We start from the raw sequence: 21,164 nt of genomic DNA, 5'->3' as shown, positions 1-21,164 counted from the left end.
GGCTGCGGGTGGCTCGGTAGCGAACTCTAGCAGCGGTCGGGACGCAACGGGAGTGCCGTTCGTTCAGTCGGCGCGCAGCCGTACCTGGAAAGCCGCGCCGCCCAGGGGCGACTCGCCCAGGCTGAGTTCGCCGCCGTAGCTGTCGAGGATGTCCTTGACGACGGCCAGGCCGATGCCCTGGCCGGGATGCTGGGCGTCGAGGCGTTCGCCGCGACGGATGATCCGTGCGCGCTGGTCCACCGGCACGCCGGGGCCGTCGTCCTCGATGCCTAGCAGCAGGTCGCCGTCATGCGTGCGGGCGCTGATGCGGATCTGCCCAAGGCACAGCCGGTAGGCGTTTTCCAGCAGGTTGCCGAGCAGCTCCATCAGCGCGCCCTGTTCCATCGGTACGACACAGGGCTCGACCAGCTGCACGTCGATCTGCACGCGCTTGTCGCGATAGACCTTGTCCAGCGTGCTGCACAGGCTGTCGAGCAACGGTCGCAGTTCGACCCGGTGGCGCACCAGGCCGCTCTTGCCGAGGCTGGCACGCTGCAGCTGATAGCCGATCTGCTGGCTCATGCGCTCGATCTGCGCCTGCATCACCTGCGCCTGCTCGCGGCTTTGGCTCTGCGCCGAGAGCGTCTCGCCGACGCCCTGCAGCACGCTGAGCGGGGTTTTCAGGCTGTGCGCCAGATCGCCCAGGGAGTTGCGGTACTGCTCGCGCTGGCGACGTTCGCTGTCCAGCAGGCGGTTCAGCGAACGGGTCAGGCGCAGCAGTTCGCGCGGGTGGTCGTCGCTCAGACGCTCGCGCTGCCCGGCTTCGACCTGGTCGAGTTCGGCGCTGACCCGCTTGAGCGTGCGAAAGCCCCAGGTCAGGCCTAGCCAGAGCAGGGCCAGCAGCACCAGCAGACCGCTGCCCAGCCAGAGATAGAGCTGCCGGCGAAATTCCTCGAACAGGCTGAGGTACTCGCTGGTCGGCTGCATGGTGACGAAGCTGAAGGCGTTGTCGCGGCTGCCGGCCAGGTGCAGTTCCACGTCGTAGACGAAGTACTCCACGCCATCGGCATCGCGCACCCGCAGGAATTCGGTGGCGCCGCCCTCATAGCGCGGACGGTAGTCGATGCGTTCGTCGGCAGCCGAGCGGGAATGCCAGATCAGCTCGCCGCGGCGGTCGTAGATGAAGCCGAGCAGCTGTGCATCCGGCAGGTCGAACTCCTCGTCCGGCAGCCGCTCGGGCATCTGCAGCCGGCCGCCTTCGACCTGGGCGGCGGTGATCAGGGTGCTGGCATCGGCCGCCAGGCGCTGTTCGATGACCTTCTCGAAGGTCAGGCTGAAGGCGCCCTGCAGTGCGGGCAGCAGTGCCAGCATGAACAGCGCGGCCAGGCTCGCGGCGCCGAGCATCAGCCGCAGGCGCAGCGACATGGCGCCGGTCAGGCGGGTTCGCACGCGCGCCTGCAGCCGGCGCCAGCGTCGGCTCATCGGCAGCGCTCGGTGAACAGATAGCCGAGGCCGCGTACGGTTTCGATGGGTTTCATCGCGCACTGCGCCTCGAGCTTGCGACGTAGCCGTCCGACCAGCACCTCGATCACGTTCGGATCGCGCTCCTCGTCGCCGCTGTAGAGCTGTTCCATCAGCCGCTCCTTGGCCACCACCTGCTGCTGATGACGCATCAGGTACTCGAGGATGCGGTATTCGTAGGCGGTCAGCGCCAGCGGCTCGCCGTTGGCCGTGGCCTGTTTGCGGTTGAGGTCCAGCAGCAGCGGGCCGGCTTCGATGGTGGCCTGGGTGAAGCCGCTGGAACGGCGCAGCAGGGCGTTCAGCCGGGCTTCCAGTTCCTCGAACTGGAACGGCTTGACCACATAGTCATCGGCGCCGGCCGCCAACCCCTCCACCTTGTCCTGCCAGTTGCCGCGGGCCGTGAGGATCAGGATCGGAAAGGTCTTGCCGCGGCTGCGCAGCTGGCGGATCAGGTCCAGCCCGCTGATGCCCGGCAGGCCGAGGTCGATGACGGCAAGGTCATGATTGAATTCGTGGGTCTGATACAGCGCTTCTTCGGCATTGGGCACGGCATCGACGATATGCCCGCTTTCACCGAGCCGCGTCTGCAAGTGGTGACGCAGCAGCGCCTCGTCTTCCACCACCAGCACTTTCATGTTTTTGTGCTCCCAGTGCAAAAAACGGCCGGGTTCGTCCCGGCCGTCGTTCGACATTCTGTCAGCGAAACGCCATCAGAAGTGATAGTTCAGACCCAGGTAGGCCTGCTTGCTGCTGTGCACGTCGATCGAGCCCAGCTTGCCGACCCCTCGCTCGGAGACCTCGGTACCGGCGTTGCTGCGCAGGTAGCGGTAACCGGCTTCCACCGAGGTGTTGTCGCCGAGCTTCTGCAGGATACCGGCCTGCAGGCCGACCAGGTAGCCGATGTCGGTATCACGGCTGTAGCCCTTGGACTCGTTCTCCAGCTTGGTCAGACCGGCGCTGGCACCGCCGAACAGGCGGGTGGTGTCGCCCAGCGGGACGAACATGTCGTAGCTGCCGATCAGGTTCTGCTGACGCAGCTTGAGGCTGCTGCCGTAGTCGTCCGAAACGTTCTCGTAGGTCATGTAGTAGCGGCCTTCGTCGGTCATCTGACCGGCGCGCACGCCCCAGGTGCCGCTGTTCTTGATCACGTCATCGAAGCGGTTCTTGCCGTCCATGTTCTGCTTCAGCGAGCTGGAACGGTCGGTATTGACGGTGCTTTCGCCCCAGGTGAAACCGGCGAAGTTCTCGGCGGCATGAGTGCCGAGGCTGAAGATGCCGAAGGTGGTGGCGATGGCCAGGGTGCTGAGTTTTTTCATCGGTGACTCCTTTTCAGGCAGCGGGATACTGACGGCCCCTAGCCTGAACGGGTATCACTGAACCCAGACTGAACCTTGCCTGAACCTGCGCTGAACGGATGCCCCATGGGCTGCCATTGGTCGGTCGCGACCTTCAGGCGAGCTGTTGCGGCTGGTCCGGATCGGGCTCTTCGTCGCTGTCGCTGCCGCGCGGCGGATAGCGCTCGAGCAGCGGCGGCTGCTCCTGATCATCGATCCACCACTGCAGTTCGGCCTCCACGGCGGTATCGGCGGCGATGCCGAGCCGGTTGCGCAGCGGGCACTGTTCGCTTTCGCCGGCAGTCAGGCTGCCGCTCTGGGTGGTCTGGCCCGTGCCGGCGGTGCCACTGGAGCGGACCTTGAGACGGTAGCGGACCTGCTGGCCGCTGCCCTTGAAGCATAGCGAGAGCGTCAGTCGTTGCTCGGCGGCGGCGGGCTGCAGGTCGAGGCGGACCTGCACCGGGGCGTCGGTTGTCGCGGCGGCGGCGGCCGCCAGCAGCCAGGGGGCGAGGGTCATGACGAGCATCCTTGTGGTTCCTGCGAGCCGGTCCGTGGCCTTGGATGATGGTGCTACTGCTGGATGATGGTGGCGCTGTTGCCGGTGCCGCTCTGATGAATCGTCGCGACGCCCGGCAGGCGCGTGTTGTCGTTCGCCGGGAAGCCCTGGCGAATCATCGCCTCGTTGGCGCTGCCCAGCTGCATGATGGTGGCCTGATGGCCCCAATTGCCCTGCTCGATGCTGGCCAGGTTGTCGTCGCCGTTCTGGGTCACCGATGCACGGTTCGAAGCAAAACGCTGATCGATGTCCACGCTGTTGCGGTTGCCGGTGGACGAGCCGCTGATGACGCCGCCATAGCCGTTCTGGTCGACGGTCAGGCGGTTGTCGTCACCGCTCTGGGTGAAGCTCAGTTCGTTGTGGTAGTCGCCTTGGCGGATGTCGGCGTCGTTGTAGTTGCCATCCTGCACGAGCGCCAGGCGATTGCCGTCACCCTGCGCGATCTCGGCCTGGTTGCTCACGCCGTCCTGGCTGACGCTCAGCCGCGAACCTTCGTAGTAGGTCTGCTGGCTGAAGCTGAGCGAGTTGTTGTCACCGCGCTGGGTGATCTCGGCCACGGCGAAGCCGGTCTGGCTGCCGCTGAGCTGGTTGCCGTCACCGGTGCTGCTGGCGGTCAGGGTGTTGGCTCGCCAGGTCTGCTCCAGTGAGGCGACGTTGAGGTTGCCGGTCTGCTGCAGATTGGCGACGTTGAAATGGCTTTCGCCAACCTGGGTGACACTGGCGTCATTGAAGTCGCCCACTTGGCTGACGGCGATGTCGCTGGATTGCACCAGGCCGATCTGCTGGAGCACGGCGACATTGCCGGTACCCGTCTGCTCCAGCTCGGTGCTGTTCTGCGCCATGACCTGGGTGGCGCCGAAGGCGAGCAAGGTAGCGATTGCTGCGGGTTTCAACATGCGATTCTCCATGGCCTCTAGCGGCCCTGCACGATATTGATCTGCTGGCCGTAGCCATATTGCGTGACGGTGCTGCGCAGGCCGTCGCCGACCTGTTCGATACGCGCGTCGTTGTAGGCGCCGTACTGGCTGATGCTGGCCTGGTTGTCGCTGCCGGTCTGGCGGATCTCGGCGTAATTGCCGTGGCCGACCTGTTCGATGACGGCCAGCAGGTCTTCCCCGTGCTGCAGGATAAAGGCTTCCTGGTCGCTGCCTTGTTGCAGCACCTGGGCGCTGAGCGCCTGACCGTTCTGCCGCAGTTCGGCCAGGTTGCCCTGACCCAGCTGCTGCAGATAGGCCTGCTGCGCACCTGCCGCCTGTGTCAGTCGGGACGGTGCGGCGCCGAGCGGGATGCCGCCCGGCGCGAGGTCGCCGTTGTCCATCAGGTCGGCAGCGAGCAGCGGGGAGCCGATCAGGCTGAGGATCAGGGCCAGCAGCAGTGCGGCGCGGGGCGGAGAGCAAAGGGTCATTGGTAGATACCGGATGACAGTGGAGGCGATTCTTGAACGCCGCGCGCGACCTTGGATATCCATCGGATGATGTAAAAGTCCGCCTGGATAACGCGTTTCATGGATTAATCCCAGCGGTGCCATGGAGCTCCACTCAGCTCGAGCGCGCCCCGGAATGCCGCCTGCTCGGCGTGCGCTGCCGGGGCGGCCCGCGCTCAGACGCTGCAGGACTTGTCCCAGTCCAGATGGCTGCGCAGCAGGTAGGCCGCCTCGGCGCGGTTGGAGGCGCCGATCTTGCGCAGCAGGTTGTGGATATGACTCTTGATCGTGTGCGGGCTGAGGCACAGCTGCTCGGCGATCTCGGCATTGGACAGGCCCTTGCCGGCAAGGCTGAGGATTTCCCGCTCGCGCAGCGTCAGGCTGGTCTTGCTTTCCGCCAGCTGGCGCATGCGCCGCCACTGGCCCAGTAGCCGCTCGGTGAGCACCCGCGGCAGCCAGTCGCCGCCCTTGAGCAAAACGCGAATGCCTTCGAGCAGGTGTTCGCGGGTGGCGTGGCTGTAGAACACCCCACGGATAACCGGGTGTTTCTCCACCAGCTGTTCGGCCTGTTCCGGGACGATGTTCACCAGTGCCACCGGGGTGTGGTCGTCCAGTTGGTCGATCAGGCTGGAAATCTGTTCGGCCTCGCTGTGGCCGGCGTCCACCAGAAACAGGTCGGCATCATGCTGCTCCGGCGGTTCCAGGCCGGCGAGGGAGACTTCGACCTGGGCCTGTTCGCCGAGGAAGTGGCGGAAGAACAAGCCAAGCAGTTCGTTGCCGGTTAATAGCGTGACGGTTGGGGATGTGTTGCCCCGCGTAAGATCCGCGTCCATGTTCGGTACCTAGTCAGTCGGGCGTAATCGTTTAAAAAGCTACTAAACGACCAGCACCTTGCAGCGAAGTTCAGCCCAGAGATGGCGAACGGGCACTATCCGGCCAGCAGGTGCGCAACCTGGCCCAGAGACGGGCGAGCCGCCGGTAAGGCCGCGCGTTTTTGCACGGAACGGCTGCTAAGGTAGCTGCATGAGCCAAACCTCTGCTGCCGTTTCACCTCGCGAACTCAGCGCACGCGCTCTGGCGACCGGGTTGTTGCTGGGGGCGCTGCTGGCGCCATCGAATGTCTACTCGGGCCTCAAGATCGGCTGGTCGTTCAATATGTCGATCATTGCGCTGCTGGTCGGCTTCGCCTTCTGGCAGGGAATCGCCAGGGCATTCGGGCGCCCGCGCTGGTCGTTGCTGGAGAGCAACATCAACCAGACCACCGCCTCGTCCTGTGCCTCGATCATCTCCGGCGGGCTGGTGGCGCCGATTCCGGCCTACACGCTGCTCACCGGTCAGCAGCTGGACAGCCTGGCGCTGATGGCCTGGGTGTTCTCGGTGAGCTTTCTCGGGATCTGGGTGGCCTGGTACCTGCGCCCGGGGCTGATCGCCGGCTCTGGGCTGCGCTTTCCCGAAGGCATGGCGACGCTGGCCACCCTGCAGCAGATCTACAGCCAGGGTGCCGAAGCCGGGCGCCGGTTGTGGGTGCTCGGCAGCGCTGCGCTGCTCGCCGCCGGCACCAAGCTGATCGATACCTTCTTCTGGAGCCTGCCGCGCTGGGCACCCTCGGCGCAGCTCGAGCGACTGACCTTCACCTTCGAGCCGTCGCTGCTGCTGGTGGGTTTCGGTGGCATCGTCGGCCTGCGCGTCGGCTTGTCGTTGCTGCTCGGCGCACTGCTGGCGTGGGGGCTGCTGGCGCCCTGGCTGCTTGCCGAGGGTCTGGTGCGCCTGCCAGCCGCTGCCACGGGTCCGCAGTTCGCCACGCTGATCGAGTGGCTGCTGTGGCCCGGGGTCAGCCTGATGGTCTGCGCCACGCTGACCTCGCTGGGGCTGCGCCTGCTGCGTTCGCGCACGGCGACACGGCGCGGGTCACGCCGGTGGCGTCCACAGGGCTGGCCGGCCGCTGGCCTGGCGCTGGCGATCACGCTGGTGGTGGCGCTGCAGATCAGCCTGTTCGGCATCGCCCCGGCGCTGGCCTTGCTTTCGATCCCGCTGGCGCTGCTGCTGGCGATGGTCGCCGCGCGAGTGGTCGGCGCTACCGGGATTCCACCGATTGGCGCAATCGGGCAGCTGTCGCAGCTTGGCTTCGGCGTGTTCGCACCCGGGCAGGTGCCGGTCAACCTGATGAGCGCCAACACCGCCGGCGGCGCGGCCGGGCAGTGCACCGACCTGCTCAATGATTTCAAGGTCGGGCACGCCATCGGTGCCACGCCGGCCCGCCAGGCGGTGGCGCAATGCGTCGGCATCCTGCTCGGCAGTGTGGTGGGTGTGCTGGCCTATCAGTTGCTGATCCCGGACCCGCAGGCGATGCTGATCACCCCCGAGTGGCCGGCGCCGGCGGTGGCGACCTGGAAAGCGGTGGCCGAAGCGCTGACCGGCGGGTTGGGGGCGCTGACGGTCGATGTCCGCTGGGCGATGCTGGTCGGCGCGCTCTGCGGGGTACTGCTAGGTGCGCTGGAAGGTCTGTTGCCGGAGGCGCAGCTGCGCTGGCTGCCAAGTTCGGCAGCGCTCGGCCTGGCGTTCATCATTCCCGCTTCGATCTCGCTGCTGATGACCTTCGGCGCCGTGCTCGCCTGGGCCTTCACCTCGCGCTGGCGTAGTCTCGGCGAGCGTTTCGTGATCGTCGCCGCCGCGGGGCTGGTGGCCGGCGAAAGCATGGCGGGCGTCGGTGCATCGCTCTGGCAATTGCTGCGCTGATTTAGCGAAACGCCTGAATTAAAGCGCCGCGTGGTCGGTCGTACCCCTTGTACTCATCTGGGGGAGAGGCATGACCAAGCCAACATCGCCGGACGACAACAAGCAGGTCGCCAACCGCGCCATGGTGCAGGCGGCCGTCCTGGCCGCTGTGGTGCTGCTGTGCATCGTCGCCTGGCTGGCCTTCGACTTTCTCTTGCTGCTGTTCGCGTCCATCCTGTTCGGCGTGTTGATCCACGGCGTGAGCTGCTGGCTGAGCAGGCACAGCCCGTTGCCCTACAAGGCTTCGATGGCCGCATTCTTCGTGGTCCTGCTGCTGGGCCTGGGCGGCGGGGGCTGGCTGGTGGCGCCGAGCATCGCCGAGCAGGCCGACGCGCTGTCCGATTCGCTGCCGGAGGCGGTCGAGCGGCTGCGTGAGCGTGCCGAGCAACTGCCCTGGGCCAACGAGCTGCTGCAGCAGAGCGATCGGCTGGCGGATTCGTTGCCGGAGGGCTCCAGCGCCTTCAGCGTGGTGACCAAGGTGATGGGCTCGGTGGCGGGCGCGCTGAGCAGTTTCGTCATCGCCTTCGCCATTGGCATCTGCCTGGCGATTGACCCGCGAATCTACCGCAGCGGGTTGCTCAAGCTGGTGCCGCAGGGCTATCGCCCGCGTGCCGCCGAGGTGCTCGACGAGAGTGGCGCGACGCTGCGCGCCTGGTTGCTGGCCAAGCTGCTGGAGATGCTGCTGATCGGCGTGCTGACCACCCTCGGCCTCTGGCTGCTGGGCATCGAGCTGGCGCTGGTGCTCGGGCTGATCGCCGGATTGCTGTCGTTCATCCCCAACATCGGCCCCGTCCTGGCGGTGATTCCCGCGCTGTTGCTGGCCTCGCTGGAGGGTGGGCGCACAGTGCTCTATGTCGCCGGGCTCTACCTGTTCGTCCAGGCGCTGGAGAGCTACGTCTTCACGCCGTTCATGCAGCAACGCATCGTTTCGATCCCTCCGGCGCTGACCATCGGCGTTCAGCTGCTGTTCGGCTTGCTCGCCGGCACCCTCGGTCTGCTGCTGGCCACACCGCTGGCGGCGCTCGGCATGGTGCTGGTGCGCATGCTGTACGTGGAGGATCTGCTCGGTGATCGCGAGCAGGTGACCGACGGTTCGTCGTAGCGGCCGCTCTGCGCCGCCGCCTGGCGGGCATGTCATGTTTTGTAAAGGCTGGCGAGGAAACCCCTGGCCAGCCCTGCTGCCGGAACCTGTGTACCCCCTGAAAAAATGGCAGGAGACGCATCATGAACATGCACAAGATCGCGGCATTCACCCTGGCGGGTCTGCTTTCCGGCGCGGCGTTCGCGGCGGACAACACCGGCACCGGCACGCACAATTCCATGGATCACGGGACCCATGAGCAGGGCACCATGGGCGGCACTGGCACTGGCACTGGCACTGGCACTGGCACTGGCACTGGCACCGGCGGCATGGACAACGGAACCGGTACGGGCACAGGCACAGGCACGACCGATATGCCGGGTTCGGCAGATCGTCCGGCCACCACTACCGGCAGTGACCAGGGCACCGGTGCCGATACCGGCGCGGATGGCGCCACCGGTGCGCCGGGTACCACTGGTACCGGCGGCGAGGGCGGCGAGCGCGGCGCTTACTGATTCCGCGAACAGCACGACGGCCCGGCAAGCCTCTGGCTTCCGGGCCGTTTCGCGTCCTGCCGGTGACCGCTCGGCCGAAGACCGTGGCGCCGGCGAAACCTTGGCGGCGCGGATGTGCCGAAAGCGCAAGAGACGATCGGAGGTGCGACGATGAATTTTGTGCGCTACGGCATCCTGCTGCTTTCGCTGGCGTTCGCCTCGGGCGTGATGGCAGAAGGCACCGGCCCCACCCAGCCCGACAAGGCGCGGCAGCACCCGCTGGACAACAGCGAGCCCCGTGACGAACCGGCCGAGCAGCCGAGGCAGCAACAGCAGCTCGATCAGCCGCCGACGCTGCAACCGCGCCAGTCGCCGATCGAAACCGATGTTCCGCCTCAGCTCGATCCGGTGGACGAGCAGCCCGGTAGCGATGTGGACGCGGCCGGCCCGCGCGTGCTGCGCAGCTAGCGCGCCGCTGCGTGCCTGGCGAAGGCTGCGGGAATGAAAAAGGGAGGCCGAAGCCTCCCTTTCACTCGACCGCTTCGCAGCGTCAGAACAGCACGCGACTGCGGATGGTGCCGTTGACGTGCTGCAGCTTTTCCAGCGCCAGGTCGGAGTATTCCTTGTCCACGTCGATGACGACGTAACCGACCTTCTCGTTGGTCTGCAGGAACTGGCCGCAGATGTTGATGCCGTTGTCGGCGAAGACCTTGTTGATCTCGCTCATCACGCCCGGAATGTTCTGGTGGATGTGCAGCAGACGGTGCTTGCCCGGGTGCGACGGCAGGGCGACTTCCGGGAAGTTGACCGAAGACACCGAGGTGCCGTTGTCGCTGTACTTGACCAGCTTCTCGGCGACTTCCAGGCCGATGTTGGCCTGCGCTTCGGCGGTGGAACCACCGATGTGCGGGGTCAGGATCACGCGATCCAAGCCACGCAGCGGGCTTTCGAATTCCTCGTCGTTGGACTTCGGCTCGACCGGGAACACGTCGATGGCGGCGCCGATCAGGTGCTCGTCCTTGATCGCGGCGGCCAGGTGATCCAGCTCGACCACGGTGCCGCGGGCGGCGTTGATCAGGATGGCGCCTTTCTTCATGGCGCGGATTTCCTTCTCGCCGATCATCCACTGGGTGGACGGCAGCTCCGGAACGTGCAGCGAGACGATGTCGCACATGCCCAGCAGCTCGTACAGCGAGCCGATCTGGGTGGCATTGCCCAGCGGCAGCTTGGTCACCACGTCATAGAAGAAGACCTGCATGCCCAGCGCTTCGGCCAGTACCGACAGCTGCGTGCCGATGGAGCCGTAGCCGATGATGCCGAGCTTCTTGCCGCGGATCTCGAAGGAGTTGGCTGCCGACTTGATCCAGCCGCCGCGATGGCAGGAAGCGTTCTTCTCGGGGATGCCGCGCAGGAGCAGGATGGCTTCGGCCAGCACCAGTTCGGCCACGGAACGGGTGTTGGAATAGGGCGCGTTGAACACCGCGATGCCGCGCTCGCGGGCGGCGTTGAGGTCGACCTGGTTGGTGCCGATGCAGAAGCAGCCGACGGCGATCAGCTTCTTGGCGCAGTCGAAGACTTCCTCGGTGAGCTGGGTACGCGAGCGGATGCCGATGAAATGGGCGTCGGCGATCTTTTCCTTCAGCTCATCGCCGGACAGCGCGGTCTTGAGGTACTCGATGTTGGTGTAGCCGGCCGCCTTCAGGGTATCGACAGCGTTCTGGTGCACGCCTTCGAGAAGAAGGAACTTGATCTTGCTCTTGTCGAGAGAGGTCTGGCTCATCTGCATTAAAACCTTAAGGCCGAAGGATAGGACTGAAGTGTCCAGCGAAGGCTGGCCGACCCGGCAATGCCGGTGCCGGGAGTCTGCCGAGGCACGTTTCAAAGGGGTGCGTATGCTAGCATACGAGCCCCTCGAAACACCCCCACCCCTGTGCTGAAGCGTGCTCAGGGTGACCATGAATCGTATGAGAGTTCCCGTGATGACCGACCCCGCCCTGATCGATGAGCTGAAAACCCTGGTCGAGCCCGGCAAAGTGCTGACCGACGCCGATTCGCTGAACGCCTACGGCAAGGACTGGACCAAGCATTTCGCTCCCGCGCCGTCGGCCATCGCCTTCCCCAAGAGCATCGAGCAGGTGCAGGCCCTCGTGCGCTGGGCCAACGCCCACAAGGTCGCGCTGGTGCCGTCGGGCGGTCGCACCGGGCTTTCGGCCGCCGCCGTAGCGGCCAATGGCGAGGTGGTGGTGTCGTTCGACTACATGAACCAGATTCTCGGATTCAACGAGATGGATCGCACCGCCGTCTGCCAGCCCGGCGTGGTCACCGCGCAGCTGCAGCAGTTCGCCGAGGACAAGGGCCTGTACTACCCGGTGGACTTCGCCTCCGCCGGCTCCAGTCAGATCGGCGGCAACATCGGCACCAATGCCGGTGGCATCAAGGTGATCCGCTACGGCATGACCCGCAACTGGGTCGCCGGCATGAAGGTGGTGACCGGCAAGGGCGACCTGCTGGAGCTGAACAAGGACCTGATCAAGAACGCCACCGGCTACGACCTGCGCCAGCTGTTCATCGGCGCCGAGGGCACGCTGGGCTTCGTCGTCGAGGCGACCATGCGCCTGGAGCGTCAACCGACCAACCTCACCGCGCTGGTGCTGGGCACCCCGGATTTCGACTCGATCATGCCGGTGCTGCACGCCTTCCAGGACAAGCTGGATCTGACCGCCTTCGAGTTCTTCTCCGACAAGGCGCTGGCCAAGGTGCTGGCGCGTGGCGACGTGCCGGCCCCGTTCGAAACCGACTGCCCGTTCTACGCGCTGCTGGAATTCGAGGCCACCACCGACGAGCGCGCCGACCAGGCACTGGCGACCTTCGAGCATTGCGTCGAGCAGGGCTGGGTGCTCGACGGCGTGATGAGCCAGAGCGAGCAGCAGCTGCAGAACCTGTGGAAGCTGCGCGAGTACATCTCCGAGACCATCAGTCACTGGACACCGTACAAGAACGACATCTCGGTCACCGTCGGCAAGGTGCCGGCCTTCCTCAAGGAAATCGATGCGATCGTCGGCGAACACTACCCGGATTTCGAGATCGTCTGGTTCGGCCATATCGGTGACGGCAACCTGCATCTGAACATCCTCAAGCCCGACGCCATGGACAAGGACGAGTTCTTCGGCAAGTGCGCGACGGTGAACAAATGGGTGTTCGAGACCGTGCAGAAGTACAACGGCTCGATCTCCGCCGAACACGGCGTCGGCATGACCAAGCGTGACTACCTCGAATACAGCCGCTCGCCGGCGGAAATCGAATACATGAAAGCGGTCAAGGCGGTGTTCGATCCGAACGGCATCATGAACCCCGGCAAGATCTTCGCGGCCTGAGTCGCCCACCGACCCAAGGAGTCATCGATGAGCTACCAGCACCACTACACCGACGGCACGCCGATCCACTACCCGCTGGGCAAGGTGGTCTGCATCGGCCGCAACTACGCCGAGCACGCCAAGGAACTGAACAACCCGGTGCCCACCGAGCCGCTGCTGTTCATCAAGGCCGGCAGCTGCACCGTGCCGCTGGAAGGCGGCTTCAGCATCCCGAGCGATCGTGGTGCGGTGCACTACGAGGCTGAAATCGCCGTGCTGATCGGCAAGCCGCTGTCGCGCAAGCCCAACGAGGAAGAGGTGCGCGATGCCATCTCCGGCTTCGCCCCGGCGCTGGATCTGACCCTGCGCGACGTGCAGGCCAGGCTCAAGGAAAAGGGTCACCCGTGGGAAATCGCCAAGAGCTTCGACGGCGCCTGCGTGCTGGCGCCCTTTGTGCCGGGCGACGCGGTGGAGGATCTGGGCGACATCGGCATCCGCCTGAGCATCAACGGCGAAGTCCGCCAGGACGGCAACAGCAGTCAGATGCTCAATGCCATCCTGCCGCTGCTGCAGCACATCGCCGGGCATTTCAGCCTGCAGCCGGGCGACGTGGTACTGACCGGCACGCCGGCCGGTGTCGGCCCGCTCAACCAGGGCGATGAGCTGGTGCTGGAGCTGGTCGGCCTGTCCCGCTTCGAGAGCCGCGTGCTCTGATCCATCGACGCGGCGGGATTCACCCGCCGCGTTTGCCGCTTCTTTGCGAAACGTTCTCGTGTTGTAATCCGGCACCCTCCGCTGGAACGCTTTTCATGCCCGTTCGTTATTCCCGTTGGCGCCTGCTCGTCGCTGTCGCCCTGTTGTTGCTGTTCGTTGCGCTGCTCGTCGCCGGTCGGCTGCTGCATTGGGATGACCAGCTGCGGCTGTACTGGAGCGAGCGCTCGGTCACTGCCGAACAGCGTGCCGCCGGCATCTGGCTGCCGGACTATGAGCTGGCGCTGGAGACCACGCTGGCCGGGCTCGAGGACGACGAAACCTCCGGGCTGACCTGGAACCCGCTGACCGGCACGCTGTTCACCGTTACCGGCAAACATCCGCAGCTGATCGAGTTCACCCCGGCCGGTGTCGTATTGCGGCGCATCGCACTGACCGGCTTCTCCGATCCGGAAGCGGTGGAGGCGCTGGATGATGGCCGCCTGGCGATCGTCGACGAGCGCCGCCGGCTGGTCGCGGTATTCCGCCTGGAGCCGGGCGTGGAGAGCCTGGAGCTGGACGACCTCGCCAGCTATGACCTCGGGTTCGCCGAGGCCGGCAACAAGGGCTTCGAGGGGCTGGCGTGGAATCCGCATACGCAACGCCTGCTGCTGGCCAAGGAACGCGACCCGCAGGGGCTGTTCGAGCTGCCATTCCCCGGTGAGGACGGTGCCGTCGGCGCGCTGAAGGCATTGCCCAGCCAGCCGCTGCTGGTGCGCGACCTGTCATCGGTGACGATCGATCCGCGCAGCGGTCATACGCTGCTGCTCTCGGACGAGTCCCGGCTGCTGGTGGAGCTGGACCTGCAAGGCAAGCCACGCAGCTTCATCGCCTTGTTCGGTGGTCTGAATGGCCTGGTGCAGGGCATCGAGCAGGCCGAGGGCGTCGCCATGGACGGTGAAGGCAACATCTATGTGGTAGGCGAGCCGAACCGCTTCTACGTGTTCAGCCGCAAGCGCTGAGACGTTGCGCCCGTTAAGCCTGGTGTAAGCCGGGCCCGACACAATCGCGATTTCAGAATTAGAAGAAAGTGGGTGTCATGCGTGCGTTGAAAATCCTTCTGGCTGCGCTGCTCGGCGTTGCCCTGTTACTGGCCGTGGCGGCCGGTGTTCACTACCGTCTGTTCGAGCGCGGCTGGTTCCACTTCACCCAGTGGCAGCAGGGCGAGCAGAGCGGCAGCGCGTCGTTGTGGCTGCCGGACTACCGGGTCGCGATCCAGGGCAAGGTCGTCGCCGGTATCGACGATGACCTGTCGGCGCTGACCTTCGATCCGGATCGCAACAGCCTGATCGCCGTCACCAACGGCGATCCGCACTGGCTGGAACTCAGCCTGGAAGGCGATCTGCTGCGCGCCATTCCGCTGGTCGGCTTCGGCGATCCGGAGGCCATCGAGTATATCTCCGAAGGCGTCTACGTGATCAGCGATGAACGCCTGCAGCGGTTGCTGCGCGTCGAGGTCAATGAGCAGACGAGCGTCATCGATGCCGAGCAGGCGCAACAGCTGTCGCTGGGGATCGACCTCAACGGCAACAAGGGCTTCGAGGGGCTCGCCTACGATACGGCGGGCCAGCGCCTGTACGTCGCCAAGGAGCGCAACCCGGTGCGCATCTACGAGATATCCGGCTTTCCGTTTGCCGAGCCGACGCCCTCGGTGCATATCAGTGAGCACCAGGCGCGACTGTTCGTGCGCGACCTTTCCAGCCTGCAGTTCGACGAGCAGACCGGCCACTTGCTGGCGCTTTCCGACGAGTCGCGCCTGGTGGTCGAGCTGGACGCCGATGGCCAGCCGCTCAGCAGCCTGTCGCTGAGCGCGGGCCGGCACGGGTTGGAGCGGGACGTGCCGCAGGCGGAGGGGATGGCGATGGGACCGGACGGCACGCTCTATCTGGTCAGCGAACCGAACCTGTTCTACGTGTTTCGCAAACCGGCCAGGTGATCGGACGACCAGCCGATCACCTGGCACCAGCGATCAGGCGACCGGCGAGGCGCTTTCGTCCTGCAGGGCGGCGTTCGGGGCGTGGCGACGGACCGAGTCGCAGCCCTGCTCGGCGCTGTGCAGGCTGGCGTACATCTGGCTCTGACCGATGACCTGGCCATTCGTGGCCTTGAGCACGAAGTAATGCTTGCCGTTGCTCGACTCCCTGACCTCGAACGCCTCTTCGCGCACGGCATTCTTGCGTACCGAATCGATGCCGTTGAGCGCCGAAGCGTGGGCCTTGTACTGTTCGCTGGACAACACGACCTGGCCGTTGCTGGCCAGCAGATTGAAATGAAACTGGCCATTGCTGGCGCGTTTCAGCTGGAATTTGCCGGACATGGCGACACCTCCTGTGAATTGCTGCGACGGACTCGGCGCAGCAATTCAAGCGTAGTCGCCCGTGGCGAGAGGCGCCGCTGTGTGACGGTCAGCGCGTGAGGGTCTGCACGCCGTCCTGGGTGCCGAGCAGCAGCAGGTCGGCCGGGCGCATGGCGAACAGGCCGTTGCTGACCACGCCGACGATGTCGTTGATCTTGCCTTCCAGCTCCGGGGCGAAGCCGATCATCAGGTTGTGCACGTCAAGGATGACGTTGCCGTTGTCGGTCACCACGCCGTCGCGGTAGACCGGGTCGCCGCCGAGCTTGACCAGCTCGCGCGCCACATGGCTGCGCGCCATCGGGATGACCTCCACCGGCAGCGGAAAGGCGCCCAGCTGCTCGACCAGCTTGCTGCCATCGGCGATGCAGACGAAGGTCTTGGCCACCGCCGCGACGATCTTCTCGCGGGTGAGTGCCGCGCCGCCGCCCTTGATCAGCTCCAGGTGCTTGTTCGCCTCGTCGGCGCCATCCACGTAGAACTCCAGTTCGCTCACCGAGTTCAGGTCGTAGACCGGAATGCCGTGTTGCTTGAGACGTTCGGCGGTGGCTTCGGAGCTGGCCACGGCACCGTCGAAGAAGCCCTTGTGCTTGGCCAGCAGGTCGATGAAGAAGTTGGCGGTGGAGCCGGTACCGACGCCAACGATGCTGCGATCGTTGAGCTTGGGAAGGATATGGTCGACAGCGGCCTGGGCGACGGCCTGCTTGAGCTGGTCCTGGGTCATGGGGGAATCCGGGCGGGAAAGACGAAGCGCGGATTATAGCCCCGCGCCGGCGACCGGTCTCGTGTGCTGCGGCAATGCCGAGGCCTTCGCGGATTGCCGGTGGTCGCCGGGGCGCTCGCGAGGGTAGACTCGGCGTTCCCCGCAAGGCCCGCCCAAGATAGCCAGAATGCTCGAACACTACGTCAAGAAGATCCTCACTTCGCGCGTCTATGACGTCGCCGTCGAAACGCCGCTGCAACCCGCCCGCCAGCTTTCCGAACGGATCGGCAACCAGATTCTGCTCAAGCGCGAGGATCTGCAGCCCGTGTTCTCCTTCAAGGTGCGTGGCGCCTACAACAAGCTGGCGCAGCTTTCGCCCGAGGAACTGGCGCGCGGTGTGGTCACCGCGTCGGCCGGCAACCATGCCCAGGGCGTCGCGCTGGCGGCCAAGCAACTGGGGATCAAGGCCACCATCGTCATGCCGCGCACCACGCCGGAGCTGAAGGTGCAGGGCGTGCGAGCCCGTGGCGGCAAGGTGGTACTGCATGGCGATGCCTTCCCCGAGGCGCTGGCCTATTCGCTGAAGCTGGTGGAAGAGAAAGGCTACGTCTATATCCACCCGTACGACGATCCCGACGTGATCGCCGGACAGGGCACCGTGGCGATGGAAATCCTCCGCCAGCATCAGGGGCCGATCGATGCGATCTTCGTTCCGGTGGGCGGTGGCGGGCTGGTGGCGGGAATCGCCGCCTACGTGAAATACCTCTATCCGCAGACCCGGGTGATCGGTGTCGAGCCGGACGACTCCAACTGCCTGCAGGCGGCCATGGCGGCCGGCGAGCGGGTGGTGCTGGAGCAGGTCGGGCTGTTCGCCGACGGCGTGGCCGTGGCGCAGATCGGCCAGCACACCTTTGATGTCTGCAAGCATTACGTCGATGAGGTGATCACCGTCAGCACCGACGAGATCTGCGCGGCGATCAAGGACATCTACGACGACACCCGCTCGATCACCGAGCCGGCCGGTGCCCTGGCCGTGGCCGGGATCAAGAAGTATGTCGAGCGCGACGGCGTCAGCGGTCAGGTGCTGGTGGGCATCGACTCGGGCGCCAACGTCAATTTCGACCGCCTGCGCCATGTCGCCGAGCGCGCCGAACTGGGCGAGAAGCGCGAAGCGATCATCGCCGTCACCATTCCCGAGCAGCCCGGCAGCTTCAAGGCCTTTTGCGAGGCGATCGGCAAGCGCCAGATCACCGAATTCAATTACCGCTACCACACCGACCGCGAGGCGCACATTTTCGTCGGCGTGCAGACCCATCCGGAAAACGACCCGCGCGCGGCGCTGGTGCAGGGCCTGCGTGACAAGGGCTTCCCGGTGCTCGATCTGACCGACAACGAACTGGCCAAGCTGCACACCCGACACATGGTCGGTGGGCACGCGGCCGGGGTCAGCGACGAGATGGTGCTGCGCTTCGAATTCCCGGAGCGGCCCGGCGCGCTGTTCAACTTCCTCAACAAGCTGGGCGGGCGCTGGAACATCTCGATGTTCCACTACCGCAACCACGGTGCGGCCGATGGCCGGGTGGTCGCCGGCCTGCAGGTGCCGGCCGAGGAGCGCCACCTGGTACCCGCGGCGTTGGACAAGATCGGCTACCGCTACTGGGATGAAAGCGACAACCCCGCCTACAAGCTGTTTCTCGGCTGAGCGCAGATAAAGGAAAGCCAATGGAACACTACCTGACCCTCCGCATCGTGCATGGCGCCACCGCAGTGCTCTTGCTGCTGGGCGTGATCGTGCACTTGCTGATGCTGTGGAAGGCGGCCCGCGGCGGCGACCAGGCCGTGCTGCAGCGCAAGTTGCAACGCACCCGCCGGCTGTCCCTGCCGCTGTTGGCGGTGATCGGCCTGTCATTGCCGCTGACCGGATGGTGGATGACACATCTGGCCGGATGGCCGCTGGGGCAGCTATGGCTGCTGGCCAGCTCCGTGCTGTTCGTCGTGCTGGTAGCGCTGGTGCCGCTGCTGGCCGGCCGCCTCGCCGCCTGGCAGGCACCGGGCAACGCCACCGCCGCACGCAATGCCGGCATCTACGGCGTGCTGGTACTGCTGGTGCTGATCGCAATCACGGCGCTGATGGGCGCCAAGCCGGTCTGATCAATCGCCCGCACGGCCCCTGCGGCGCAGCCAGGCCAGGGCCAGCAGCAGGTAGATCGCCGAGCCGCCCCAGTACAGCCAGGCGAAGCCGTCGGCCAGCCCGATCAGCAGGTAGGCGAGCAGCGGCCCGAGGGCGGCGCCCAGGTCCTGGGCGATCGAATAGCGCGTCATGAAGGCGACGACGTTGCCGGCGCTGGCGACGTCGCTGGCCAGCGCATCGGTAAGGGTGGTCAGCGCCGTCGCCAGCAGCATCACCAGCAGGGTCACGGCGAGCCAGGGCAGCAGCGGCAGGCCGCTGGCCATCAGGCCGAAACTCAGCGCCGCCACCAGCAGCGTTCCGCCATAGAGCCGCGAGCGGCCGCGCGGGCCGTCGGACCAGGCACCGAAGCGCCGACCCAGCCAAGGCTCCCATGACCAGCGCAGCGCCTGCAGGATGCCAGACAGCGCGGTCGCGCTGAGCAGCAGGCCGAACAGGTCGAGCCGGTTGCCGTAGAAGCGTTCGATCAGTGCGCTCAGGGTCGCCGCCAGCACGCCCTGGATCAGCATGGCGGTGCAGAAGCCGCTGACGATTACCCGGTATTTGCCGTTCAGCCGTGCGGACCGTCGCGGGGTGTCGGCGGCGGGCGCCGCCGGCAATTGGCGCTCGTCGAGCGCCGCCGGGGGCTGGAAGTGGCGCAGCAGCAATGGCAGGCCCAGCAGGGCCATGGCGGCGAAGCTCAGGGCCAGTGCCGGCAGGCCGTAGACCGGCACCAGCAGGCCGCCGAGCAGCATGCCGACGAGGCTGCCGAGTCGATAGAGACCGTTGTACAGGCCCATCGCCTGGCCGCGCGACTGGCCGGCGGCACAGTAGACCACCGCCGATAGGCCGCCGATGCGGAAGAACGACCAGCCGATGCCCCACAGCGCGCGCAACAGCAGCCAGGCGATGAACCCCTTGGCGATGCCGTAGCCCAGGGTGGTCAGGGTGCCGAGCGTGGTGGCCAGCAGCAGGCCGGCGCGCAGACTGATGCGCTGGTACAGCCACCCGATCAGCGGGTTGAACGGCAGGCGGATCAGGCGGTTGACCGAGAGCAGTACGCCCACCTGCCAGAGCGCCTCGAGGCCGACTTCGTGCCAGTAGATCGGCAGGGCGATGTACAGCATGGAATCGCCGGTCAGGCACAGTGCGGTGGCCAGGGCGACCACCACGATCGGTCGGGAACTGCGTTGTTCGAGGGACGCGGGCATGCTGCTCCTCTTGTGAGCGTGCGAGCGGTGTCCCGGGCAGGCTGACCGCGGTGTCGGGCCCCTTTGGGGTGTCGCATTAGCGCCGCGCCGCAGCACGGCGCGTCATTCGTCGGATCACGGGCGCAGCGAGATGACCTGCCAGCCGCGCTCCTCGGCGACCGCCCGCAGCACCGGGTCGGGATCGACCGCCACCGGATGGGTGACCCGCTCGAGCAGCGGCAGGTCGTTGCGCGAGTCGCTGTAGAAATAGCTGCCTTCCAGGCTCTGCTCGGTTTCCGCCAGCCAGCGCTCGATACGCTGGACCTTGCCTTCCTGGAAGCAGGGGATGTCGGTCAGGCGGCCGGTGTAACGGCCGTCGCGCATCTCGCATTCGGTGGCCAGCAGGGTGTCGACGCCCAGGCGTGCGGCGATCGGTCCGGTGATGAAACGGTTGGTGGCGGTGACGATCGCCACCTTGTCACCGGCTTCCAGGTGCTGGCGCAATAGCGCTTCGCCCTTGCTCAGCACGATGGGCTCGATGTGCTCGCGCATGAACTCCTCGTGCCAGGCCTGAAGCTGCGTCATTTCGCTGCGCCCCAAGATTTCCTGGCAGAAGTTCTGGTAGGCGTGCACGTCGAGGTTGCCGGCCAGGTAGTCCTGATAGAAGGCATCGTTACGGGCCCGGTAGTGGCTCGCATCGACGATGCCGCGCTGGCAGAGGTATTCGCCCCAGGCATGGTCGCTGTCACCTGCCAGCAGGGTGTTGTCGAGATCGAATAGAGCCAGGCGCACGGAAGATTTCCTCGGGGATGGTCAGGGCAGCGCCAAGCATAGCGGTTAGATCGTCCGCGGTGCAGTCTCGGCCCATCTGCCAGGCGGTGCAGCGCGGGTCAGGAGCGCGGGCCGAACGGCGGCTTGCTGCGCTTTCGGCTTGTTGCGGTTTTGTGGAACAATGCCGCGACATGCGTCTGCGAGGTGGTATGCCGTGATCGATTCCGATGGTTTTCGCCCCAATGTCGGCATCATCCTGACCAATGATGTCGGTCAGGTGCTGTGGGCTCGGCGGATCAATCAGGATGCCTGGCAATTCCCCCAGGGCGGTATCAACGCCCGTGAAACGCCGGAAGAGGCGTTGTTTCGCGAACTCAACGAAGAAGTGGGCCTGGAAGAGCAGGATGTGAAGATCCTCGCCTGCACCCGTGGCTGGTTGCGTTATCGTCTGCCGCAACGCCTGGTGCGAACCCACAGCCAGCCGCTGTGCATCGGCCAGAAACAGAAGTGGTTCCTGCTGCGCCTGACCGGCGCCGAGGACCGTGTACGCATGGATCTGACCGGCAAGCCCGAGTTCGATGGCTGGCGCTGGGTCAGTTACTGGTATCCGCTGGGGCAGGTGGTCACCTTCAAGCGCGAGGTCTATCGTCGCGCACTCAAAGAACTTGCGCCGCGTCTGCCGGTGCGGGACTGAAAAATCGGGGAGAAAGCCTC

Annotated in this window: 23 protein-coding genes; 11 read left to right on the top strand and 12 right to left on the bottom strand. The window is 65.8% G+C overall.

Going from position 1 to position 21,164, the window contains the following annotated elements:
• Window positions 1–63: 63 nt before the first annotated feature.
• From ACVRRC_RS01300 to ACVRRC_RS01270, 7 genes are all read right to left on the bottom strand, one after another.
• Window positions 64–1,461 (bottom strand): ATP-binding protein, encoded by a 1,398-nt coding sequence (locus ACVRRC_RS01300; RefSeq protein ID WP_013981527.1) that lies wholly within the window; start codon window positions 1,459–1,461, stop codon window positions 64–66.
• Window positions 1,458–2,135: a response regulator gene (locus tag ACVRRC_RS01295; protein WP_011911625.1), complete on the bottom strand. Its 678-nt coding sequence runs from the start codon at window positions 2,133–2,135 to the stop codon at window positions 1,458–1,460. Before ACVRRC_RS01295 ends, ACVRRC_RS01300 begins: the two co-directional genes overlap by 4 nt.
• Window positions 2,136–2,210: 75 nt before the next feature.
• The gene (locus ACVRRC_RS01290) at window positions 2,211–2,816 is read right to left on the bottom strand and encodes an outer membrane beta-barrel protein (RefSeq protein ID WP_013981528.1); all 606 of its coding nucleotides are present in this window, start codon (window positions 2,814–2,816) and stop codon (window positions 2,211–2,213) included.
• Window positions 2,817–2,949: 133 nt separating this feature from the next.
• Entirely contained in the window at window positions 2,950–3,360 is a 411-nt protein-coding gene (locus tag ACVRRC_RS01285; RefSeq protein WP_011911627.1) for a hypothetical protein, read from the bottom strand.
• Window positions 3,361–3,404: 44 nt separating this feature from the next.
• Window positions 3,405–4,286 (bottom strand): hypothetical protein, encoded by an 882-nt coding sequence (locus ACVRRC_RS01280; protein ID WP_011911628.1) that lies wholly within the window; start codon window positions 4,284–4,286, stop codon window positions 3,405–3,407.
• Between the two features lie 17 nt (window positions 4,287–4,303).
• On the bottom strand, window positions 4,304–4,795 hold the full coding sequence (locus ACVRRC_RS01275) for a curli production assembly protein CsgB (RefSeq protein ID WP_013981531.1): 492 nt from the start codon (window positions 4,793–4,795) through the stop codon (window positions 4,304–4,306).
• A gap of 194 nt (window positions 4,796–4,989) precedes the next feature.
• Entirely contained in the window at window positions 4,990–5,574 is a 585-nt protein-coding gene (locus ACVRRC_RS01270; protein WP_014595614.1) for a helix-turn-helix transcriptional regulator, read from the bottom strand.
• Window positions 5,575–5,836: 262 nt separating this feature from the next.
• Here ACVRRC_RS01270 and ACVRRC_RS01265 point away from each other — a divergent pair, with 262 nt between their 5' ends.
• The 4 genes from ACVRRC_RS01265 (at window position 5,837) to ACVRRC_RS01250 (ending at window position 9,631) form a co-directional block, all read left to right on the top strand.
• Entirely contained in the window at window positions 5,837–7,549 is a 1,713-nt protein-coding gene (locus ACVRRC_RS01265; RefSeq protein WP_111481897.1) for an OPT family oligopeptide transporter, read from the top strand.
• Window positions 7,550–7,619: 70 nt separating this feature from the next.
• Window positions 7,620–8,690, top strand: coding sequence for an AI-2E family transporter (locus ACVRRC_RS01260; RefSeq protein WP_019407546.1), 1,071 nt, complete (start codon window positions 7,620–7,622; stop codon window positions 8,688–8,690).
• Between the two features lie 122 nt (window positions 8,691–8,812).
• Complete coding sequence (locus tag ACVRRC_RS01255) at window positions 8,813–9,184, top strand: hypothetical protein (RefSeq protein ID WP_472996528.1); 372 nt, start codon at window positions 8,813–8,815, stop codon at window positions 9,182–9,184.
• Between the two features lie 150 nt (window positions 9,185–9,334).
• Window positions 9,335–9,631 (top strand): hypothetical protein, encoded by a 297-nt coding sequence (locus ACVRRC_RS01250; RefSeq protein WP_013981536.1) that lies wholly within the window; start codon window positions 9,335–9,337, stop codon window positions 9,629–9,631.
• A gap of 82 nt (window positions 9,632–9,713) precedes the next feature.
• Here ACVRRC_RS01250 and serA read toward each other — a convergent pair whose 3' ends face one another.
• Window positions 9,714–10,943: a phosphoglycerate dehydrogenase gene (serA, locus tag ACVRRC_RS01245; protein WP_020306786.1), complete on the bottom strand. Its 1,230-nt coding sequence runs from the start codon at window positions 10,941–10,943 to the stop codon at window positions 9,714–9,716.
• 199 nt (window positions 10,944–11,142) lie between these two features.
• On the opposite strand from serA, the gene ACVRRC_RS01240 reads away from it, so the two are divergent.
• From ACVRRC_RS01240 to ACVRRC_RS01225, 4 genes are all read left to right on the top strand, one after another.
• A complete protein-coding gene (locus ACVRRC_RS01240) occupies window positions 11,143–12,537 on the top strand; it encodes an FAD-binding oxidoreductase (protein WP_472996526.1) in 1,395 nt (464 codons plus the stop codon).
• A 27-nt stretch (window positions 12,538–12,564) separates the two neighbouring features.
• Window positions 12,565–13,230 carry a fumarylacetoacetate hydrolase family protein gene (locus tag ACVRRC_RS01235; RefSeq protein ID WP_011911636.1) on the top strand — a complete coding sequence of 222 codons (666 nt, stop codon included), beginning with the start codon at window positions 12,565–12,567 and terminating at the stop codon, window positions 13,228–13,230.
• A gap of 95 nt (window positions 13,231–13,325) precedes the next feature.
• Window positions 13,326–14,228, top strand: coding sequence for an SdiA-regulated domain-containing protein (locus ACVRRC_RS01230; RefSeq protein WP_045633281.1), 903 nt, complete (start codon window positions 13,326–13,328; stop codon window positions 14,226–14,228).
• A gap of 77 nt (window positions 14,229–14,305) precedes the next feature.
• Window positions 14,306–15,202: an SdiA-regulated domain-containing protein gene (locus tag ACVRRC_RS01225; RefSeq protein WP_045157933.1), complete on the top strand. Its 897-nt coding sequence runs from the start codon at window positions 14,306–14,308 to the stop codon at window positions 15,200–15,202.
• A 33-nt stretch (window positions 15,203–15,235) separates the two neighbouring features.
• Here the strand turns inward: ACVRRC_RS01225 and ACVRRC_RS01220 are convergent, their stop codons facing one another.
• Both ACVRRC_RS01220 and rpiA read right to left on the bottom strand, forming a co-directional pair.
• Window positions 15,236–15,583 carry a YegP family protein gene (locus tag ACVRRC_RS01220; protein WP_014595622.1) on the bottom strand — a complete coding sequence of 116 codons (348 nt, stop codon included), beginning with the start codon at window positions 15,581–15,583 and terminating at the stop codon, window positions 15,236–15,238.
• An 88-nt stretch (window positions 15,584–15,671) separates the two neighbouring features.
• The gene (gene rpiA, locus ACVRRC_RS01215; RefSeq protein ID WP_019407549.1) at window positions 15,672–16,343 is read right to left on the bottom strand and encodes a ribose-5-phosphate isomerase RpiA; all 672 of its coding nucleotides are present in this window, start codon (window positions 16,341–16,343) and stop codon (window positions 15,672–15,674) included.
• Window positions 16,344–16,509: 166 nt separating this feature from the next.
• On the opposite strand from rpiA, the gene ilvA reads away from it, so the two are divergent.
• Together ilvA and ACVRRC_RS01205 are read left to right on the top strand one after the other, a co-directional pair.
• Window positions 16,510–18,024 (top strand): threonine ammonia-lyase, biosynthetic, encoded by a 1,515-nt coding sequence (gene ilvA, locus ACVRRC_RS01210; protein ID WP_014595623.1) that lies wholly within the window; start codon window positions 16,510–16,512, stop codon window positions 18,022–18,024.
• Window positions 18,025–18,044: 20 nt separating this feature from the next.
• Window positions 18,045–18,473 carry a DUF2269 family protein gene (locus tag ACVRRC_RS01205; RefSeq protein ID WP_013981545.1) on the top strand — a complete coding sequence of 143 codons (429 nt, stop codon included), beginning with the start codon at window positions 18,045–18,047 and terminating at the stop codon, window positions 18,471–18,473.
• Here ACVRRC_RS01205 and ACVRRC_RS01200 read toward each other — a convergent pair whose 3' ends face one another.
• Both ACVRRC_RS01200 and ACVRRC_RS01195 read right to left on the bottom strand, forming a co-directional pair.
• Window positions 18,474–19,700: an MFS transporter gene (locus ACVRRC_RS01200; protein ID WP_045157931.1), complete on the bottom strand. Its 1,227-nt coding sequence runs from the start codon at window positions 19,698–19,700 to the stop codon at window positions 18,474–18,476.
• 114 nt (window positions 19,701–19,814) lie between these two features.
• Window positions 19,815–20,471: a histidinol-phosphatase gene (locus ACVRRC_RS01195; RefSeq protein ID WP_049340649.1), complete on the bottom strand. Its 657-nt coding sequence runs from the start codon at window positions 20,469–20,471 to the stop codon at window positions 19,815–19,817.
• A 193-nt stretch (window positions 20,472–20,664) separates the two neighbouring features.
• Between ACVRRC_RS01195 and ACVRRC_RS01190 the strand changes: the two genes are divergently transcribed.
• A complete protein-coding gene (locus ACVRRC_RS01190; protein WP_011911645.1) occupies window positions 20,665–21,144 on the top strand; it encodes an RNA pyrophosphohydrolase in 480 nt (159 codons plus the stop codon).
• The last annotated feature ends 20 nt before the right edge of the window (window positions 21,145–21,164 follow it).

The organism is Stutzerimonas sp. LR2, assembly GCF_055755175.1.
Note: the sequence above shows the minus strand (reverse complement) of the source record. Positions and strands in the feature narration are given on the sequence as shown.

What these genes read in the sequence shown, in the direction of transcription:
- ACVRRC_RS01300 (WP_013981527.1), bottom strand. Translation starts at nt 1,461, where the DNA reads ATGAGCCGACGCTGGCGCCGGCTGCAGGCGCGCGTGCGAACCCGCCTG.
- ACVRRC_RS01295 (WP_011911625.1), bottom strand. Translation starts at nt 2,135, where the DNA reads ATGAAAGTGCTGGTGGTGGAAGACGAGGCGCTGCTGCGTCACCACTTG.
- ACVRRC_RS01290 (WP_013981528.1), bottom strand. Translation starts at nt 2,816, where the DNA reads ATGAAAAAACTCAGCACCCTGGCCATCGCCACCACCTTCGGCATCTTC.
- ACVRRC_RS01285 (WP_011911627.1), bottom strand. Translation starts at nt 3,360, where the DNA reads ATGCTCGTCATGACCCTCGCCCCCTGGCTGCTGGCGGCCGCCGCCGCC.
- ACVRRC_RS01280 (WP_011911628.1), bottom strand. Translation starts at nt 4,286, where the DNA reads ATGTTGAAACCCGCAGCAATCGCTACCTTGCTCGCCTTCGGCGCCACC.
- ACVRRC_RS01275 (WP_013981531.1), bottom strand. Translation starts at nt 4,795, where the DNA reads ATGACCCTTTGCTCTCCGCCCCGCGCCGCACTGCTGCTGGCCCTGATC.
- ACVRRC_RS01265 (WP_111481897.1), top strand. Translation starts at nt 5,837, where the DNA reads ATGAGCCAAACCTCTGCTGCCGTTTCACCTCGCGAACTCAGCGCACGC.
- ACVRRC_RS01260 (WP_019407546.1), top strand. Translation starts at nt 7,620, where the DNA reads ATGACCAAGCCAACATCGCCGGACGACAACAAGCAGGTCGCCAACCGC.
- ACVRRC_RS01255 (WP_472996528.1), top strand. Translation starts at nt 8,813, where the DNA reads ATGAACATGCACAAGATCGCGGCATTCACCCTGGCGGGTCTGCTTTCC.
- ACVRRC_RS01250 (WP_013981536.1), top strand. Translation starts at nt 9,335, where the DNA reads ATGAATTTTGTGCGCTACGGCATCCTGCTGCTTTCGCTGGCGTTCGCC.
- serA (WP_020306786.1), bottom strand. Translation starts at nt 10,943, where the DNA reads ATGAGCCAGACCTCTCTCGACAAGAGCAAGATCAAGTTCCTTCTTCTC.
- ACVRRC_RS01240 (WP_472996526.1), top strand. Translation starts at nt 11,143, where the DNA reads ATGACCGACCCCGCCCTGATCGATGAGCTGAAAACCCTGGTCGAGCCC.
- ACVRRC_RS01235 (WP_011911636.1), top strand. Translation starts at nt 12,565, where the DNA reads ATGAGCTACCAGCACCACTACACCGACGGCACGCCGATCCACTACCCG.
- ACVRRC_RS01230 (WP_045633281.1), top strand. Translation starts at nt 13,326, where the DNA reads ATGCCCGTTCGTTATTCCCGTTGGCGCCTGCTCGTCGCTGTCGCCCTG.
- ACVRRC_RS01225 (WP_045157933.1), top strand. Translation starts at nt 14,306, where the DNA reads ATGCGTGCGTTGAAAATCCTTCTGGCTGCGCTGCTCGGCGTTGCCCTG.
- ACVRRC_RS01220 (WP_014595622.1), bottom strand. Translation starts at nt 15,583, where the DNA reads ATGTCCGGCAAATTCCAGCTGAAACGCGCCAGCAATGGCCAGTTTCAT.
- rpiA (WP_019407549.1), bottom strand. Translation starts at nt 16,343, where the DNA reads ATGACCCAGGACCAGCTCAAGCAGGCCGTCGCCCAGGCCGCTGTCGAC.
- ilvA (WP_014595623.1), top strand. Translation starts at nt 16,510, where the DNA reads ATGCTCGAACACTACGTCAAGAAGATCCTCACTTCGCGCGTCTATGAC.
- ACVRRC_RS01205 (WP_013981545.1), top strand. Translation starts at nt 18,045, where the DNA reads ATGGAACACTACCTGACCCTCCGCATCGTGCATGGCGCCACCGCAGTG.
- ACVRRC_RS01200 (WP_045157931.1), bottom strand. Translation starts at nt 19,700, where the DNA reads ATGCCCGCGTCCCTCGAACAACGCAGTTCCCGACCGATCGTGGTGGTC.